The 18,788-nt window shown below is 37.3% G+C and carries 14 protein-coding genes; 11 read left to right on the plus strand and 3 right to left on the minus strand.

From position 1 onward, the window contains the following. Positions 1-9: 9 nt before the first annotated feature. The 6 genes from tgt to BM361_RS06710 all read left to right on the plus strand — a co-directional run bounded on the left by tgt (position 10) and on the right by BM361_RS06710 (position 7,118). Positions 10-1,140 (plus strand): tRNA guanosine(34) transglycosylase Tgt, encoded by a 1,131-nt coding sequence (gene tgt / locus BM361_RS06685; RefSeq protein ID WP_074977845.1) that lies wholly within the window; start codon positions 10-12, stop codon positions 1,138-1,140. Position 1,141: 1 nt separating this feature from the next. Next, entirely contained in the window at positions 1,142-2,218 is a 1,077-nt protein-coding gene (locus BM361_RS06690) for an LptF/LptG family permease (protein WP_038265724.1), read from the plus strand. Next, on the plus strand, positions 2,205-3,098 hold the full coding sequence (locus BM361_RS06695; protein ID WP_074977755.1) for a DMT family transporter: 894 nt from the start codon (positions 2,205-2,207) through the stop codon (positions 3,096-3,098). The genes BM361_RS06690 and BM361_RS06695 overlap by 14 nt, the downstream gene beginning before the upstream one ends. Positions 3,099-3,157: 59 nt before the next feature. Further along, positions 3,158-4,111, plus strand: coding sequence for an acetyl-CoA carboxylase carboxyltransferase subunit alpha (locus BM361_RS06700; RefSeq protein WP_038265717.1), 954 nt, complete (start codon positions 3,158-3,160; stop codon positions 4,109-4,111). 168 nt (positions 4,112-4,279) lie between these two features. Then, positions 4,280-5,827 carry a replicative DNA helicase gene (gene dnaB / locus BM361_RS06705; protein ID WP_038265715.1) on the plus strand — a complete coding sequence of 516 codons (1,548 nt, stop codon included), beginning with the start codon at positions 4,280-4,282 and terminating at the stop codon, positions 5,825-5,827. A 4-nt stretch (positions 5,828-5,831) separates the two neighbouring features. Continuing rightward, on the plus strand, positions 5,832-7,118 hold the full coding sequence (locus BM361_RS06710) for an asparagine synthetase B (protein WP_074977846.1): 1,287 nt from the start codon (positions 5,832-5,834) through the stop codon (positions 7,116-7,118). Between the two features lie 62 nt (positions 7,119-7,180). Here BM361_RS06710 and BM361_RS06715 read toward each other — a convergent pair whose 3' ends face one another. The 3 genes from BM361_RS06715 to BM361_RS06725 all read right to left on the minus strand — a co-directional run bounded on the left by BM361_RS06715 (position 7,181) and on the right by BM361_RS06725 (position 10,750). Further along, complete coding sequence (locus BM361_RS06715) at positions 7,181-8,281, minus strand: hypothetical protein (RefSeq protein WP_139226632.1); 1,101 nt, start codon at positions 8,279-8,281, stop codon at positions 7,181-7,183. 170 nt (positions 8,282-8,451) lie between these two features. Beyond that, positions 8,452-9,753, minus strand: coding sequence for a phenylacetate--CoA ligase family protein (locus BM361_RS06720; protein WP_074977758.1), 1,302 nt, complete (start codon positions 9,751-9,753; stop codon positions 8,452-8,454). Positions 9,754-9,895: 142 nt separating this feature from the next. After that, the gene (locus tag BM361_RS06725) at positions 9,896-10,750 is read right to left on the minus strand and encodes an AraC family transcriptional regulator (RefSeq protein WP_038265706.1); all 855 of its coding nucleotides are present in this window, start codon (positions 10,748-10,750) and stop codon (positions 9,896-9,898) included. Between the two features lie 155 nt (positions 10,751-10,905). Here BM361_RS06725 and BM361_RS06730 point away from each other — a divergent pair, with 155 nt between their 5' ends. The 5 genes from BM361_RS06730 to BM361_RS06750 are packed head-to-tail and all read left to right on the plus strand — an operon-like array spanning position 10,906 to position 18,785. Beyond that, on the plus strand, positions 10,906-12,522 hold the full coding sequence (locus BM361_RS06730; RefSeq protein WP_038265703.1) for a UxaA family hydrolase: 1,617 nt from the start codon (positions 10,906-10,908) through the stop codon (positions 12,520-12,522). 15 nt (positions 12,523-12,537) lie between these two features. Next, on the plus strand, positions 12,538-13,869 hold the full coding sequence (locus BM361_RS06735; protein ID WP_317039393.1) for an alpha-L-fucosidase: 1,332 nt from the start codon (positions 12,538-12,540) through the stop codon (positions 13,867-13,869). 1 nt (position 13,870) lies between these two features. Next, on the plus strand, positions 13,871-14,644 hold the full coding sequence (locus BM361_RS06740; protein ID WP_074977761.1) for an SDR family NAD(P)-dependent oxidoreductase: 774 nt from the start codon (positions 13,871-13,873) through the stop codon (positions 14,642-14,644). A 2-nt stretch (positions 14,645-14,646) separates the two neighbouring features. Then, positions 14,647-16,443 carry an alpha-L-fucosidase gene (locus BM361_RS06745; RefSeq protein WP_074977762.1) on the plus strand — a complete coding sequence of 599 codons (1,797 nt, stop codon included), beginning with the start codon at positions 14,647-14,649 and terminating at the stop codon, positions 16,441-16,443. After that, positions 16,443-18,785: a PDZ domain-containing protein gene (locus BM361_RS06750; RefSeq protein WP_074977764.1), complete on the plus strand. Its 2,343-nt coding sequence runs from the start codon at positions 16,443-16,445 to the stop codon at positions 18,783-18,785. The genes BM361_RS06745 and BM361_RS06750 overlap by 1 nt, the downstream gene beginning before the upstream one ends. The last annotated feature ends 3 nt before the right edge of the window (positions 18,786-18,788 follow it).

Below are 18,788 nucleotides of genomic sequence, written 5' to 3' on the forward strand. Positions count from 1 at the left end.
GGATTATTTATGAAATTTGACTTAAAAGGAAAAGACCAGGGAAGTAAGGCCAGAGCTGGGGTTATCACTACCGATCACGGTACCATCGAGACCCCAATTTTTATGCCTGTAGGTACGGTAGCCTCTGTAAAGGGGGTGCATCAAAGAGAATTGAAGGAAGATATCAATCCGGATATTATTTTAGGAAATACCTATCATTTGTATTTAAGACCTAAAACAGAAATTCTTGAAAAGGCAGGCGGGCTACATAAATTCATGAACTGGGATCGAAATATTTTAACTGATAGTGGTGGATTTCAGGTTTATTCTCTGTCTGGGAGAAGAAAAATTAAAGAGGAAGGTGTAAAGTTTAAAAGTCACATCGATGGTTCTTATCATGTTTTTACTCCGGAAAATGTAATGGATATTCAACGAACCATTGGTGCGGATATCATTATGGCTTTTGATGAATGTACACCTTATCCATGTGATTACCGTTACGCCAAGAGTTCTATGCATCGTACACACCGGTGGTTAGACCGTTGTGTTAGTCGTTTTAATAATACCCCATCCAAATATGGATATGAGCAAACGTTGTTTCCTATTGTGCAGGGTTCTACCTATAAGGATTTACGTTTGCAATCGGCAGAATACATTGCTAATGTAGGAGCTGAAGGAAATGCCATAGGGGGATTATCGGTTGGGGAGCCAGCGGAAGAAATGTATGAGATGACCGATATAGTATGTAGCGTGTTGCCGGAGGATAAACCCAGGTATTTAATGGGGGTGGGTACACCTATTAATATATTGGAAAATATAGCATTGGGGGTTGATATGTTTGACTGTGTGATGCCGACCAGAAATGCCAGAAACGGGATGTTGTTTACTGCCCACGGAACCATTAATATTAAAAATAAGAAATGGGAAGATGATTTTTCTCCCATTGATGAAATGGGGATTACTTTTGTGGACACCTATTATTCTAAAGCTTATTTACGTCATTTGTTTGCTGCTAATGAGTACCTGGGAAAACAGATAGCTACCATTCATAATCTTGGTTTTTATCTTTGGTTGGTAAGAGAGGCTAGAAAACATATCTTAGCAGGAGATTTTTATGAGTGGAAAAATAAAATGGTAAAACAAATGGACAAAAGGCTATAGGATGAAGATCATAGACTGGTATATACTAAAAAGGTATTTGGCGACATTTTTTGTGATGTTGTTGCTTTTTGTTCCCATCGGAATTATGGTTGACGTTTCCGAGAAGGTTGACAAAATGATTGCCCGAGAGGTTCCTTTCGATGAAATAGTGAATTATTATATAGATTTCACATTTTATTTCGCCAGTTTACTTTTTCCGATATTCCTTTTTTTGTCTATCATATGGTTTACTTCAAAGTTGGCTAATAATACGGAGATCGTTGCCATATTGAGTTCGGGTATCTCTTTCAGGCGATTTTTATATCCTTATCTAATGGGGGCTTCCATTATTGCAGTAATTACTTTTGTAATGGGAATGTTTATTGTTCCCAATGCCAGTAAAGGATATAATGATTTCCGATACGAGTATCTCAAGAAGAATAAAAATATACGGAAAACAACGAATTTATATAATCAGGTAAACGATAATGATTTTATTTATCTGAGTCATTTCGAGCCAACCAATAAAATTGGCAGGGATTTTACTTTAGAGCATTTTGAGAATAATGAATTGAAGTATAAGATCTCGGCTGCGAGCATTCGATGGATTGATAAGGATTCTGTATACCGTTTACGGAATTATATGAAGCGAACCATCGGGGGTGGAAATGATATCATTGAAACAGAGCGAAGGGTAGATACTGTATTCCCGTTTAATCTTGACGACCTTACGCCTGTGTCTTATATAGCCGAAACCAAAAACCTTTTTGAGCTGAATAAGTTTATAGAAAAAGAGCGCAGAAAAGGATCTCCGAATATCAACAGATATTTAGTTGTGAAATATAAGCGTTGGAGTTTACCGGTTTCAGCTTTCATTCTTACTATTATTGCGGTTGCGGTATCTTCGATGAAAAGAAGAGGAGGAATGGGTGTTAATTTGGCCTTAGGGATTTCTTTGGCATTTATATACATCTTTTTTGATAAAATATTTGGTACGATGGCGGAGCAATCTGGATTTCCTCCATTATTAGCGGTGTCGATACCCAATATTATGTTTGGAATCTTAGCTGCATACCTATTAAAAAATGCTAAACGATAACTTAAAGAATTACCTTCACCTCCATTTTATAGTATTTATTTGGGGGTTTACCGCGGTCATTGGAGCCTTAATATCACTAGATGCCACACCCTTGGTTTGGTATCGTATGTTGATGGCTGTTGGTTTTATCGGTATTTATTTATGGATAAAAAAGATTGACTGGAAGGTTCCCAGGAAAACCTTGATAGGTTTTATTATAGGAGGTGTTATAATCGCCTTGCATTGGGTTACTTTCTTTAAGGCTATAAAGGTGTCTAACGTTTCTGTGACCCTGGCTATGATGTCTACAGGTTCTTTTTTTACAGCCATATTGGAACCGATCTGGTACAAGCGCAAAGTTATTTGGTACGAAATATTTTTCGGTTTAATCGTGGTGGGCGGATTGTACATCATTTTTGAGGTCGAAACCGAATACGTGTTGGGGATAGTGTTGGCATTAACAGCAGCCTTGTTATCGGCTATCTTCACTTTAATAAATGGTAAGTTTATTCAAAGCTATAAGCCTTCAGTGATTTCTTTTTATGAGTTATTCAGTGGAGTTGTTTTTTTAAGTTTTTATTTGTGGTTTACCGGAGGGTACGGCACCGATTTTTTTAAAGTTTCAGTCTCTGACTGGGTTTATTTAGGTCTGTTGGCTTCTGTGTGTACGGCTTATGCCTTTATAGCGTCTGTTAAGGTGATGAAATTCATTAGTCCTTACACGGTTATGTTGACCATTAATATGGAGCCTGTATATGGTATAATTTTGGCATATCTGGTGTTTGGAGCGGAAGAGAAAATGAGCTCACAATTTTATGTTGGAGCAACGATAATACTCCTGACGGTTATAGTTAACGGGGTTTTGAAAAATAAAAGAAAAAGAAAAAGTACAATGTTTTAGGCAATAACATTAAAGTTTTATATTTGTGGGCTAACTAAAACCAATATTTATAAATAATAATGGAATATTTAGATTTCGAATTACCTATTAAAGAGCTTGAAGAGCAGTTAGATAAATGTAAAGTGATAGGCTCAGAAAGTGATATTGATGTTACAGATACTTGTAAGCAGATAGAGAAAAAGCTTAACGATACCAAAAAGGAGATATATAAGAATTTGACTGCATGGCAGCGGGTTCAACTTTCCAGACATCCTTCAAGACCTTATACCCTGGATTATATTAAAGCATTATTTGGAGATACATTTTTAGAGTTACATGGTGACCGAAATGTAAAAGACGATAAAGCGATGATCGGAGGATTAGGGAAAATAGGAGATCAATCTTTTATGGTTATCGGTACTCAAAAAGGGTATAATACGAAAACGCGTCAATACCGCAATTTTGGGATGGCGAATCCTGAAGGGTATAGAAAAGCACTTCGATTAATGAAGATGGCAGAAAAGTTTGGTATTCCGGTAATTTCTCTGATAGATACTCCGGGTGCATATCCTGGAATTGAGGCTGAAGAGCGTGGGCAAGGAGAGGCCATTGCCAGAAATATTCTGGAGATGACGCGCTTAAAGGTTCCTGTAGTTGTTATGATTATTGGAGAGGGAGCATCAGGAGGTGCCTTAGGAATTGGAGTGGGTGATAAAGTAATGATGCTTGAAAACACCTGGTATTCTGTAATTTCTCCGGAATCTTGTTCTTCTATTTTATGGAGAAGTTGGGAGTATAAGGAGCAAGCGGCAGAGGCGTTAAAACTTACTGCAAAAGATATGAAAAAACTTAAGTTGGTTGATGAAATTATAAAAGAACCACTTGGAGGAGCACACTCAAATAGAGAAGCTACTTATAAAGCAGTTGAGAAAGCAATTCTAAAAAATTACGACGAACTTAAAAAGTTATCACCAGAAGAACTGGTAAATTCTCGAATGGATAAATATGCAGAAATGGGAGTCTACAAAGGCTAACTACTGTTATTCTTAATAATATTGAAAAACCGAAGTTTTTTACTTCGGTTTTTTTTAACTTTATTAACAAAGAACTTGAGTTATTAACAGGTAATGAACACCCAACCTGTTAATTGTTAGTCGTTTAAAATTGAATATTTATTTTATCATTTTTCTACATTCGCAACTATGGAAAAAACAAACCCCATTTCTGGAGTTAAATTAGACAAGACGAATATAATCCATCTTGAAAAAGGGAAAATTCCACCGCAAGCAACTGATTTAGAGGAGGCTGTGTTGGGAGCTATGATGATAGATAAGAAAGGGGTAGATGAGGTAATTGATATATTATCACCGGATGCATTTTATAAAGAGGCGCATCGACATATCTTCGAGGCGGTTGTTCAGTTATTTGAATCTTCAGAGCCGATAGACTTATTAACAGTTTCGGCGCAGTTAAAGAAAAATGCCAAGCTGGATGTGGTTGGCGGTGATTTTTACCTGATTCAGCTTACTAAAAAAGTATCTTCTTCTGCACATATTGAATTTCATGCGCGAATTATTCTACAGAAATTTATTCAGCGATCTTTGATAAAAATATCAAGTGAAATTATCGAAGAGTCTTATGATGAAACTACAGATGTTTTTGACTTACTAGATAATGCTGAAGCGAAATTATACGAAGTTACTCAAGGAAACATTAAAAAGTCTTCTGAGACAGCGCAAAGCTTGGTGATGCAAGCTAAAAAGAAAATTGAGGAGATATCGAATAAAGAAGGACTGAGTGGTATTCCTACAGGTTTTGATAAACTGGATAAATTAACTTCAGGTTGGCAACCCAGTGATTTGATTATTGTAGCAGCGCGACCTGGTATGGGTAAAACAGCATTTAACTTGTCGATGGCAAGAAATATGGCTGTTAACTCTAATATACCTGTTGCCTTCTTTTCATTGGAGATGTCATCAGTACAGCTTATAACACGTTTGATATCATCTGAGACCGGACTTTCGTCGGAAAAACTGAGAACCGGAAAATTAGCGGATCACGAATGGAAGCAATTGAATGTAAAGGTTAAAAACCTGGAAAAAGCTCCATTATATATAGATGACACCCCTTCACTGTCCATATTTGACTTACGTGCAAAGGCAAGACGTCTTGCTTCCCAATTCGGCATAAGGCTAATCATTATTGATTATTTGCAGTTGATGACGGCAGGTGGTACCTCTAAAAATGGTAACCGTGAACAAGAAATATCCATGATTTCGAGAAACCTGAAAGCCCTGGCAAAAGAACTGGATGTTCCGGTTATTGCCTTATCTCAGCTTTCACGTGCTGTGGAAACCAGGGGTGGTAGTAAAAGACCATTGCTTTCCGATCTTCGTGAATCTGGAGCAATTGAACAGGATGCCGATATTGTATCATTCATTTACCGACCTGAATATTATAAAATTGAGGAATGGGATGATGAGGATCGAAGTCCTACACAAGGTCAGGCTGAATTTATTGTAGCAAAACACCGTAATGGTGGATTAGATAACATTAGGTTAAAATTCATTGGAGAACTAGGTAAATTTGATAACTTAGATGACTTTGATACACCTTTTGAGATTCCTTCGAAAATGAATGAAGATGAAGAGAATCCTTTTACTACTAAAAATTTACCAAGTGCTGATGAGGCATTTGGGAGTAGTATGAATGAAGGTTTTAATCCTAATGATGATGACGTTCCATTCTAAAAATATGCTGGCACTGACTTCTTATTTCAACAGGAAGCAGTGCTTTTTTTTTCTTTTTTTAATTTTTTCCACTCTTAAATCATTTGCTTCTTATGTGTTAATCCCAATGGATGCTGAACATCAGCAAAACCATTTGAAGGCTTATGGTATAACCTATTGGGTCCTGGAACAGGACGTTAAAGTAAAATGGCTTTTAAATTACAGGGGTGGCGCATTCCTTATACCAGATTTTGATGACTTACAGAAAGAGTGCAAGATCAGGGGAGTTTCGTATGAGTTGATTTCAGATTCCAAGACAGAAGAAATTCTAAAGGGTATTTCGAGCCCTGCAGTGAATCAGGAGTCAATTGTATTAGAGAAGGCCCCCAAGGTTGCTGTTTACTCTCCTAAAGGAAACCAGCCTTGGGATGACGCTGTAACTATGGTATTGACTTATGCAGAGATCCCATACGATGTTATCTATGATGAAGAGGTACTGAATAATGGACTTTTACTATACGATTGGCTTCATTTGCACCACGAAGATTTTACCGGGCAATACGGTAAATTCTATGGCGCTTTCAGAGCTACTCCATGGTACATTGAACAAAAAAAGGAAGCTGAAGCCTTAGCAAGTAAACTGGGGTATAATAAAGTTTCGGAAGAAAAGCTGGCAGTTGCTCTTGCCATCCGCGATTATGTAGTTGGTGGAGGATTTATGTTTGCCATGTGTTCGGCGACAGATAGTTTTGATATCGCTTTATCGGCCGAAGGGGTTGATATCTGTGAAGCCATGTTTGATGGTGATCCATCCGATCCAAGTTACCAGCGTAAAATAGATTATAATAAGACTTTTGCTTTCACCAATTTTACTTTAGAAAGGAATCCACTGGCTTATGAATTTTCATCAATAGATATGACTTCAAAGCGTCATGTTCCATTTGAGCGAGATTATTTTACACTGATGGATTTTTCCGCTAAATGGGATCCGATCCCCACGATGCTTTGTCAAAATCATACTTCATTGGTAAAAGGTTTTATGGGGCAAACAACATCATATAAAAGGGATGAAATTAAGCCAATTGTGTTAGTTATGGGTGAAAATAAAACGAATGGAGAAGCTCGGTATATACATGGAATTAAAGGTAAAGGCTTTTTTACCTTTTACGGAGGTCATGATCCAGAGGATTACCGTCACCGTGTAGGCGATCCTAAAACGGAGCTTGAGTTACATCCTAATTCTCCCGGATATCGGCTTATTCTGAATAATATATTATTTCCGGCAGCCAAGAAAAAGGAACAGAAAACATAGTCTGTAAAAAATAGAAAAGCGAGGTGTTAACCTCGCTTTTTTTGTTTGTATACTTATGAGAATTAATCGTCAGCTCCGTATTCGAAATACATTGCCCAGTTATTACCAGGGAAGTCACATCCATCACCCCAAGCGGTTTCAGAACCACATTCTTTACATGGAATGTGAATTGGAATGAAAATAGGTTGTGAGTTGTCGGTAGGAACCAACAGTACAGCAATGTAATCGCCGCAACCAGGCATAAAGTCAGCACCATTCTGCATGGCGGCATCAACAATTTCCTGTCCTTTTTCTTCACTCCAGTCATCACCTAAGAATGCGCAAGCAGAGCAGTTGGCATCATCAAGTAACTCCCAGATAGCCCATTGAATATCTCCGAAGGTATAAGTGCCTCCGCTTGGGCTGGCTTGTCCTAAGAATCCTTGATTCATGATCCAGTTTACCAAATCGATATTACCTGGATTTTCGATAATTCCATCAGGAAGATCTTCATACGATGCATATACATCGGCATCAAAACAATGACCTGCATCAAGTGATCTGTCAACATCAGCACACCAGGCTCCATAATCACCGGCTAACCATGATTCTCCATCAATGGTTACGTCGAAATAACTGTTGGCTGCATCGGCTCCTTTGGCGGTGGCACATACGCTAACCATTGCTGGTAGAGCTTCGGTAATATCTTCAGCAGTGGTTTCCTCACAGGTAACAACAGCATGAACGGCAATGAAGGTTCCTTCAGACATTGCAACCACGAATTCTTCACCGGTTGTACAATCGTAGTCTTCATTAATTTCGAAATGTCCTATTTGTGGGTTGCCACCTCCATTAATAGGAAAATCTTCAGGAACTGCTTCTACATCAATATGAATTTCACTCATGCAATAGCCATCATCTGTTGAGACATTAATGATATAATTATCACCATCTTCTGTAACGGTAACTTCTCCTACAGGTGTATGTTGACCAGCATATAAAATGGTTGAAGTTTTGACACACTCCTGACTCATGTCAAAAGTAATTTCTTTGTTTGCCGTGCGGATGTTCTCCGTATCTAATACTTCGCCGGAGGTAAGTTGATCGGAATCACAACTAATAGAACCACACGCGATAATGATGCCGCATAGAACGGCACAATAACGTAAATACAATTTTCTCATAATGAAAAGTTTAATTGATTAAAAATTTAATGTTATGTGCTATTAATCAATTTCGGTTAAATAAACCGTAAAGGTGGGGTAATAAGTTGAGCCAAAAATACTTAATTGAATTTCTGTAGGGTATTAATGACGATGAAATCTAAGATTTATCGATGTAATTAATGGGAGTTTTACGGATTGTATTGATTAATGACTCTTTTTCTTTTTCCTGAAGACAACACAGGGATCTCATTTACGTATTCAATGATTATCTGGGCATCCTCTCCGAGTAAGGACTTAAAGTTTTGCCTGAATTCATCTTCTTTTATAAATTCTTTTTTGTAATTCAGTTTGATGAGATACTCTGAGGCACCCAGTTGTATGAATTGATATTGATTAAAATATTCGTAATAATCCTGCATTTTAGGATATATGGCATAAGGAGACAATAGCTCACCAGAAGTAGTATATACAGCATCCATTTTTCTTCCTTCTACTTTTATCAGCACCTTTTCGTTATTTACAAAACCGTAACTGGCAAGATCTCCGGTGTCATATCTAATTAGCGGCATTGCATAATTATAGAGGTCTGTAACCACAATTCGACCGACTACCCCCGGTTTGGCAGGAACGTCTGACTCCAGGTCTAATATTTCAACAAAATAGGTTCCCCAATTGATTCTAAAAACATCACTTTCATTGTTTTCCTGTTGGGCGATAATGCCTAATTCTTCATTTGAATACCTGGAAACGATGGGAGCATCAAAATATTTTTTAACTGCCGTTTTGGTAAAAGGACTTAGGCTGTCTGAATTAGCTATAAAAAAATGGGCGTTGGTGTTTATGGGTTCATAATTATTATCTTCCAGATAATGACATATGGTTTCAAGTGAAGAAGCGATGCCGATAAAACTTTTTAAAGAGGTGTCTTTTTTTAGCCTTTCTATAATTCTTATTATATCTTCTTCAGAGAGTTTGCTGATGTCTACTTTGGTAACATTTTGCAGGAAGCTTTTCATGCGACTTTTAGTTTCCCCTTTCCAAAGGCGAAAATAATACAGGCGTTCACCAACTTTATATCCGTTTTTTTGAAGAAAATAAATCGTATCGGCAGTATTCCTAATTCTTTTTTCGGAGTTGTGGAAAATGGTAAAAGGTATACCGGTTGATCCGCTTGTTGTTACTTTGTGAATTTTACTATTGAGATATTTTATCGATCTAAACTTTTCAAAGTTTTCGATAACAATATTTTTCTTAATCACCGGAAAATCTTCTAAGGATGAATAGCTATCATACTTCGAATAATAAGGGGTGGTATTAACAGCATGATTTAAGAGCTTTTTAAGCAATTGCTCTCTTCGGTTAATAGATTCTTTTGCATCTAAATCGCGTAGGATAAATTCAATATCCCTTAAATGATGCCTTATTTTGTTTCCTTGAGTGAAATCAAGACCCCAAAATATTTTATTCCGTATCCAATTGCCTATTCTCATTTCCTAAAACCTCTAAACACTATAAATTTATCTCAATAAATTGGAAGCATTTATATAATAATGAGTAAATACCATTTTTATCGATGTTCACACAAGATTTTATCCGACTGAGAATTTAATTTTAATACTGGTTTAAATATGATTAAATGGTTATTCTTCGATACTGACTTGGCGCAATTCCTTTGACCTTTTTAAAAGTGCGATTGAAATAAGACAGGCTATTAAAACCAGAGCGGTAACAGGCTTCAGAAATTGACTTTTGAGGTTCGGATTCATTGAGAACCTTGCAAGCGTAATTTATTCGGAGTTCATTTAAAAATGCTATAAAAGATTTATCGGTCTTATTCTTGAAGTATCTGCAAAAGGCCGATTTATTCATGCCCGACATATAGGCGATTTCTTCTAGTGCAAGCGGTTTTTGGAAATTTTCCATGATGTGCTGTATCACTTTATTCAGTCGGACATCTTTGACTTCATAATTTAATAACCAATGCTTACTGCTCAAAATGAATTTGTCTTCGATGTTATGCAGCTGATAGAATAGATTCAAAAGTGCAATACCATTTTCATGAATTGTATTGGTATTCATTTTGTCTAAAATTTGCATGATTGGATAGGTTGCCTGACTCCTGAACAGAATTCCCCTTTTGCCTGTATCCTGTAACTTTTTTATGTAAGAAAAGGTATTGCCGGAAGCTTTGTTGAATTGGAGTGTATCTTCTTTGATATGAATTACATAGGCGAGAGAATAATTATCATCTTGTTCTTCTTGCCTTGTGGAGTCAAACATATGCGGAACATTGCTTCCGATATAAAAAATGTCATTTTCCTTAAAGCTGCCAATGTAATCACCGGCATATAGGGTTCCAGTTCCTTTTACAATGTAAACAATCTCTGTTTCAGGGTGATAATGCCATAATTTGAGAAACTCTTTCTCTTTGTTTTTTGATACTTTTATGTCGCTGTCTAAATTTTTCTGAAGAAAATGCAGTTTCATGTCACCTATGATTGTGAATTCGTATAATTACATAACATTTGCAATTAATAGTTCGATTATGCAAATATTGTACAAGTATAAGCAAATTTAGTATAATCTATAAGGAGCTTTTAGGCTTAATTTTGAAGTTCTTTTAATTTAAGATAAAAAATACATTGAAAAATTATTTAATTATATCGCCTGAAGATAATGTAGCGGTTGCATTGGAAGATTTGAAACCTGGAGATAGTATCACTTTTCCCGATGGTTCTTTTTCATTAAAGGAGTTGGTTCCTGTGAAGCATAAGTTTGCCCTGAACGACTTTAATATTAATGATAGAATTATAATGTATGGGGTTCCGGTGGGCAAAGTTTTGAAACCAATTGCAAAGGGTGAATTGATAACTACGGAAAACATAAAGCATGAGGCAGCGACTTATGCATTTCAAAATAAAGAATACCAAACTCCCAAGGTTGATATTTCTGATTTAAAAGAAAGATCTTTTTTAGGGTATCATCGTTCAGATGGCCAGGTTGGAACGGCAAACTATTGGATATTCATTCCCATGGTATTTTGTCAAAACAGAAATTTAAAAGTGCTTAGGGAGGCTTTTGAAGCGGAACTGGGATATAAAAAAGAAAATCCGTACAAACTACAATTGAAGAAACTTGTTTCAGGGGAGTCTGCTGAAGTTTTTGTTGAAGATGTTGAAAAAGCTTCTGAAAAAGTATTTGAAAACATAGATGGGATAAAGTTTTTAACTCATGAAGGAGGTTGTGGAGGTACGCGTGCTGATGCAGAGGCCTTGGTAAATTTATTGGCCGGATATATAAAAAATCCGAATGTTGCGGGGGCTACGGTGATGAGTCTTGGATGTCAGCATGCTCAAATAAGTATGATTCAGGAGGCGCTGACAAAAGATATTAATTTAGAAAAGCCTGTTTTGTATTTTGAACAGCAACAGTTTAGTTCAGAAAAAGAAATGCTCATGTCGGCAGTAAATAAGACCTACAAAGAGCTTTCAGAAGTTAATAAAATTACTCGTAAGCCTGCACCTTTGAGTAAATTAACCCTGGGATTGGAATGTGGAGGTTCGGATGGCTTTTCCGGAATTACGGCCAATCCATTAATAGGCTTGGTGTCGGATAAGATTAATGCCCTTGGAGGAAAAAGTATTCTGTCGGAATTTCCCGAATTGTGTGGAGTTGAACAAGATTTAATAGATCGCAGTCCAAACCGGGATATTGCTGATAAGTTTATACATCTTATGGAGAGCTATAATAAAAAGGCTCATGAGGTGGGGTCAGGTTTTGATATGAACCCATCTCCCGGAAATATTAAAGATGGTCTTATTACGGATGCTATAAAATCGGCTGGAGCTGCAACAAAGGGAGGTCGTAGCGCTATTGCTGATGTACTTGATTATGCCGAATATGCAACTGAGCAAGGTTTGAATCTATTGTGTACTCCTGGTAATGATGTTGAGTCCACTACAGGACTTGCTGGCTCTGGTGCCAATATGATCTTATTTTCTACCGGACTTGGAACCCCAACAGGAAACCCTGTTTGTCCTGTAATAAAAATTGCCTCCAATTCTATGCTTCCGGCAAAAATGAAAGATATTATAGATTTCGATGCTGGTAAGTTGGTGTCTGAAGGCATATCTCAGGAAGAATTGTCAAATCAATTAATAGAATTAATAATTGAAATTGCCAGTGGTAAAAAACAAACCTGTGCAGATAAATTAGGACAAGATGATTTTATTCCCTGGAAAAGGGGGGTATCCCTTTAAATTAAAAACCAACCAATGATGAAAAAAGTAATAGGTACCTTGTTATTCTTTTTGGCCATTGCTCAAGTCATAAGCGCTCAGCAAAAATACGAACCTTCTAAAGAAAATCTGGAAGCTCGTGAATGGTTTCAGGATGCGAAATTTGGAATGTTTATCCACTGGGGGGTATACAGTATATTAGGAGATGGCGAATGGGTAATGAACAATCAGAATATTCCTGTTAACCGCTATCAATTACTTCCATCTTTTTTTAATCCTCAGGATTTTGATGCGAAGGAGATTGTGAGCCTGGCTAAAAATGCAGGGATGAAGTACATAACTATTACTACCAAACATCACGATGGTTTTGCCATGTATGATTCAAAAGTGTCCGACTATAATATTGTAAAAGCAACTCCGTATGGTAAGGATATTTTTAAAATGCTGGAAGAAGAATGTGAAAAGCAAGGTATAAAGTTATTCGCTTATTATTCACAATTGGATTGGCGGGATTCTGATTATTTTCCAAGGGGAAGAACGGGTGTAAAAACCGGTCGACCAAACGAGGGTGATTGGGAAGCTTATTTGGAATTTCAGGATGCCCAGATCAAGGAGCTTGCTGAAAATTATAATATCGCAGGTTTTTGGTTTGATGGATGGTGGGACCAACAGGATAAAAGCGATAAAAACAATCCAAAGAAAACGAAGATTGATTGGCATTTAGACAGAACTTATAAGATGATTCACGATGTTGATTCGGCTCTTCTTATAGGGAATAACCATCATGTACTTCCATTTGAGGGAGAGGATTTTCAAATGTTTGAAAAAGATTTGCCTGGAAAAAACACGACTGGTTTCGGGGGAACCGAAATTGGAAGGCTTCCACTTGAGACTTGTGAGACAATTAATCATTCCTGGGGTTTCAATTTACAAGACGGTAAGCATAAATCGATTAAAACACTAATCCAGTATCTGGTGAAGGCAGCAGGAAATAATGCAAATTTCCTTCTTAATGTAGGGCCTATGCCAAATGGGAAGATACAATCAGAGCATAAAGACAGATTGTTGGCAATGGGAGATTGGATTCGCGAAAACGGAATGACTTTATATGGAACCAGAAATGGGCCAGTCTCTATAGAAAATGAAATAGTCTCTACTCAAAAAGGGAAAACAATTTACCTGCATATTCTTGACCCGAAAGATGGAAACATTGTTATTGATGGTTTTAAAGGGAGGATAAAAAACATGAACTTTTTCAAGGATCAGTCAAAGCTGAAATTTAAACTCAAAAGCGACCAATTAATGATAGCGATCCCGGAAAATAAGCAAGATGAAATTGATACAATAATTGAAATAACACTTAGATAATATGTCATTTAGTTTAAAAAATAAGGTAGCGATAGTAACTGGAGGTGCAAGTGGAATTGGGAAAGCGATTACCACCAGATTTGCGGCCTCTGGTGCCACAGTACATATGCTTGAGTTTAGTGAAGAAAATGGGAAGCAAGCTGTTGCAGAAATTGAAAAAGAAGGGGGAAAAGCTGTTTTTCATCAGTGTGATGTATCGAATCATTCGCAGGTAAAAGAAATTATTGATGCTATCGCGAGTGAACAATCTATCGACATTCTTGTAAACAATGCGGGAATTGCGCATGTTGGTAATGTTGAAAACACCACTGTCGAAGATTTAGATAGAATTTATAATGTAAACGTGAAAGGGGTGTACAACTGTATATATGCGGTAGTACCTCATTTAAAGAAAAAAGGCGGGGTTATTCTGAATATGGCATCCATCGCTTCATCTGTGGGTATTTCTGATAGATTTGCATATTCGATGTCAAAGGGAGCTGTACTTACCATGACATATTCTGTTGCTAAGGATTATTTAGAAAGTGGTATTCGTTGTAATTGTATTTCTCCAGCCCGGGTGCATACACCTTTTGTAGATGGTTTTATTAAAAAGAATTATCCAGGTAAAGAAGACGAAATGTTTGATAAACTTTCTAAAACGCAGCCAATAGGTAGAATGGGTAAACCCGAGGAGGTGGCCAATCTGGCACTTTACCTATGCTCTGATGAAGCTTCTTTTATTACAGGTACAGACTTTCCAATAGACGGTGGATTTATAAAATTAAACGGATAACTATGTTAAAAAGACTTTGTTTGTTATTGTTGTTAGCACTGATGAACTCAAATGTTTATTCACAAGAGCACAGTGTTGATCCATTAGCGCAGAAATTACAGGAAAGACCATTCCCTGAATGGTTTAAAGATGCGAAATTGGGGATTTTTATTCATTGGGGATTGTACTCAGTTCCTGCTTATGGAGGTAAGGAGTCTTATTCTGAATGGTTTTTAAGAGGGTTGCAAACGAATGATCCGATTCGTACGGAATACATGAAGAAGAATTTTGGGCCTGATGCAACCTATAAAGATTTGGCACCACATTTTAAAGCAGAACTGTGGGATCCTCAGGAATGGGCTCAATTCTTTAAAAAAGCGGGTGCGAAATATGTGGTGCTGGTATCAAAACACCATGATGGTTATGCACTATGGCCGAGTAAATTTAATCGTAATTGGAATAGTGTAGATGTAGGTCCTAAACGCGATATTGTTGGGGAGTTAACAGAAGCGGTAAGAGAAGAAGGTCTTAAAATGGGATTGTATTATTCGCTTTCAGAATGGAATCATCCATTACACAGATGGTATACGGATCCTCATGATAGTATTGGAAGATATGTAGAAGAATATATGATTCCGCAGTTTAAAGAAGTGATAGGTACTTATAAGCCGTCATTGATTTTTTCTGATGGTGAGTGGTTCAATACAGCCAAGCAATGGCATGCTGCAGAATTAATAGATTGGTATTATAATTTGGTGGGCGATGAAGCTATTGTAAATAACCGTTGGGGCCATGGATTGGATGTTGGGTTTTTAACGCCGGAATACAGTGCCGGAATTAAAGTTACAGATCGTCCCTGGACTGAAGTGAGAGGGATAGGTCGTTCATTTGGACTCAATAGAAATGAAAATCTTGAAGCCTATGGTACCTCTGCAGAATTGATTCACCGGTTCGTTCAAACTGTTGCCAATGGTGGTGGGATGATTATTAATGTCGGACCAAAAGCGGATGGTCAGATACCATTAATTCAACAGGAAAGATTGGTCGATCTTGGTAATTGGCTTGCATTAAACGGAGAGGCTATTTATGGAGCACAACCTTATATCGTTCAAGAACAAGAAAAAGATGTTCAAGAAGAACGTATTGATTCTGTTATTAAATTTAACTGGGTACGTAACTCGCCGGTAAAAGGTATTAAAGAAGATTATTTTACTGCCGAATGGAATGGGTATATCGTAGCTCCTCAATCAGGGAAATTTAATTTTGAAGTGAAGGCAGATGATGAAGCAGCTGTATGGATAGATGGCAAGGCAGTTATAAATCAAAATATTATAGCAGAGGGAAGTGACTCTGAAGTTATGGAGGCTAAAACAGGTGCTGCCACACAAGGTAGTATTAAATTAAAAAAAGGGAATATTTATCCGATCAAAATAAAGTACAAGGAAAACAAGCAGAATGCACACGTGTCATTGTTTTGGAGTGCAAAGGGGCTTGATAAAGAAGTTGTTCCCTCTGATGCCTTTTATGTTGATATAAATAAAAGCGTTTCAGGTCTTAAAGGAGTATACACTTCTAAGAAAACCTATCTGTGCTATACCCAAAATAATAACAATACATACGCGATAAGTTTTGAATGGCCTGATGACGAATTGATTTTAGAAATGCCGAATCCGGGAATGAATGCTACAATCAAATTGATTGGATTGGAGAAGGACTTGCGTTGGAAATATGAAAATGGAGCTGTAAAGGTAAATACCTCTGAAATTAAATATTCTGAATTGCCTTCGCATATGGCGTGGACCTTTAAAATCAGTAAATAATGCTAAAAAGGATTCACCTGTTATTTTTGGTCATGATTATCATGCTGGGTTCATGTAACGTCAGCGAATTAACGCTTTATGTGTCTCATAGTGATGAGGCAGCTCAAGATGATCATGCTTTTCGTACCATTGAAGATGCCATGGAAATGGTTTCCAGACTTCGAAATGAGGGCGAAAAGTCACCTATTACAATATCCATAAAAGAAGGAGATTATTATCTGAGTAAACCAATTCTTATCACCCCTGATTTAGGGTCGCTTAACCTTAGAGCAGCATCTGGTGCCAAGGTTACTATTAAGGGCTCTGAATTACTTGATTTGTCATGGCAAAAAAATGAAGGTCAATTGTACGTTTCGGCCTACGACGATGATCGTATTATTGACCCGTTGTATATCAATGGAATTAAGCAAGTTTTGGCGAGATATCCAAACTACAAGGATGGAGATCTGCATTGGAATGGTTATGCTGAAGATGCAATCGATTCAGTTCGGGTTCAGGGTTGGTCGGATCCTGCCGGGGCTTTGGTTCATGCATTGCACAGTGGTGAATGGGGAGGGTTTCATTATAAAGTAACAGGTAAAGAAAATGGGAAACTTTCCTTAACCGGAGGACATCAAAACAACAGACCTTCTAAGATGCATAAAACCTATAGAATGGTTGAAAATGTTTTTGAAGAACTTGATACTATTGGAGAGTGGATACATAAAAACGATACGATTTATTATTACCCAATACCGGAGGTGAATCTGGCTGAAGCCAAGGTAGAAGTTCCTGTGCTTAAGCATTTAATTGAGGTGAGGGGAAGTGAGAAGGAATTTGTAAAAGACATTACGATTGAAGGAATACGTTTTGAGCATACAGCCAGAACATTTATGGAAAATTATGAGCCCTTACTGAGAAGTGATTGGACCATTTACAGGGGAGGTGCCGTTTTGTTGGATGGCGTAGAACGTGTGGAAATAAAAAATTGCGATTTTACCGATCTTGGGGGAAATGCCATTTTTGTTAGTAATTATGCTAAAGAGGTTGCTATAAGTGGGAATCATATTTATCGTTGTGGCGGTTCGGCAATATGTTTCGTTGGAAGTCCGGAAGCGGTTCGTTCGCCTGCTTTTCAATATGGTGAATTTGTACCATTAAACGAAATGGATCTTACCAAGGGCCCAAAGTCTGATAAATACCCAGGTACATGTTTAGTGTCTGATAATTTAATACACGATATTGGAACAATCGAAAAACAAACTGCGGGGATTCAAATTGCCATGGCAATGGATATAACCGTGCGTCATAATAGTATTTATAATGTTCCGAGGGCAGGAATTAATATTGGTGACGGAACGTGGGGTGGACACATCCTAGAATATAATGATGTATTTAATACGGTGTTGGAAACCGGCGATCATGGAGCTTTTAATTCATGGGGAAGAGATCGGTTCTGGCACCCTAACAGAAGTTATATGGATAGTTTGGTGAAGGAAAAGCCGGAAATGCCATTTCTCGATGCTATTCATACTACAATAATTAGAAATAACCGATTCCAATGTGACCATGGATGGGATATTGATTTGGATGATGGGTCTTCTAATTATCATATATACAATAATCTTTGTTTGAGTGGAGGTTTAAAACTACGAGAGGGGTTTGACAGAACAGTCGAAAACAATATTTTGATCAATAACGGATTCCATCCTCATGTTTGGTTTGAGAATAGTCAGGATATATTCAGAAGAAATATCGTTTTCAATAGCCATAGGGATATTCGTTTAGGTGCATGGGGGAAGGAAGTAGATTACAACTTCTTTACAACAGCCTCAGACCTGGCAAAAGTTCAGGAGAAGGGAGTGGATAGTAATAGTATAACCGGAAGGGTGGCATTTGAAGATCCTGTAAATGGAAATTATAATTTGAAACCTGAATCTGATGCTTATAAAGTGGGATTTGAAGATTTCGATCAAAGTCAATTTGGAGTACAAAGTACACGATTGAAGCCATTGGCGCAATCACCTAAAATACCACAGCTAATAGATGATCTCGGGGGCGATACCGATAATACTTATACATTGTTAGGTGCCCATATGAATAACATTCGTACCATGGAGCAAAGATCTGCTGCAGGACTTGATGAAACTCGTGGCGTTATTATTCAAGATTTTGAAGCCGGTAGCGATTTTAAGACATCGGGATTCTTAGTAGGTGATGTTATTCTGGAGTATGAAGGATTTGAGATTAAAAGTATGACCGATTTGTTAAAGTCTTATGAAGGGAGTAAATGGAAAAGCGCTGTTCAGGTTGAAGTGTTTAGAAATCAACAACCAATCAATATTACACTTAAAATTAAATAGTAT

The sequence above is a fragment of the Zhouia amylolytica genome (assembly GCF_900116365.1).
GTDB classification, from domain to species: domain Bacteria; phylum Bacteroidota; class Bacteroidia; order Flavobacteriales; family Flavobacteriaceae; genus Zhouia; species Zhouia amylolytica.

Excerpts from the sequence above, each read along its gene's own strand:
- BM361_RS06725 (WP_038265706.1), bottom strand. The coding sequence starts at position 10,750 with ATGAAACTGCATTTTCTTCAGAAAAATTTAGACAGCGACATAAAAGTA.
- BM361_RS06750 (WP_074977764.1), top strand. The coding sequence starts at position 16,443 with ATGCTAAAAAGGATTCACCTGTTATTTTTGGTCATGATTATCATGCTG.
- BM361_RS06700 (WP_038265717.1), top strand. The coding sequence starts at position 3,158 with ATGGAATATTTAGATTTCGAATTACCTATTAAAGAGCTTGAAGAGCAG.
- dnaB (WP_038265715.1), top strand. The coding sequence starts at position 4,280 with ATGGAAAAAACAAACCCCATTTCTGGAGTTAAATTAGACAAGACGAAT.
- BM361_RS06715 (WP_139226632.1), bottom strand. The coding sequence starts at position 8,281 with ATGAGAAAATTGTATTTACGTTATTGTGCCGTTCTATGCGGCATCATT.
- BM361_RS06720 (WP_074977758.1), bottom strand. The coding sequence starts at position 9,753 with ATGAGAATAGGCAATTGGATACGGAATAAAATATTTTGGGGTCTTGAT.
- tgt (WP_074977845.1), top strand. The coding sequence starts at position 10 with ATGAAATTTGACTTAAAAGGAAAAGACCAGGGAAGTAAGGCCAGAGCT.
- BM361_RS06710 (WP_074977846.1), top strand. The coding sequence starts at position 5,832 with ATGCTGGCACTGACTTCTTATTTCAACAGGAAGCAGTGCTTTTTTTTT.
- BM361_RS06745 (WP_074977762.1), top strand. The coding sequence starts at position 14,647 with ATGTTAAAAAGACTTTGTTTGTTATTGTTGTTAGCACTGATGAACTCA.
- BM361_RS06740 (WP_074977761.1), top strand. The coding sequence starts at position 13,871 with ATGTCATTTAGTTTAAAAAATAAGGTAGCGATAGTAACTGGAGGTGCA.
- BM361_RS06690 (WP_038265724.1), top strand. The coding sequence starts at position 1,142 with ATGAAGATCATAGACTGGTATATACTAAAAAGGTATTTGGCGACATTT.
- BM361_RS06735 (WP_317039393.1), top strand. The coding sequence starts at position 12,538 with ATGATGAAAAAAGTAATAGGTACCTTGTTATTCTTTTTGGCCATTGCT.
- BM361_RS06695 (WP_074977755.1), top strand. The coding sequence starts at position 2,205 with ATGCTAAACGATAACTTAAAGAATTACCTTCACCTCCATTTTATAGTA.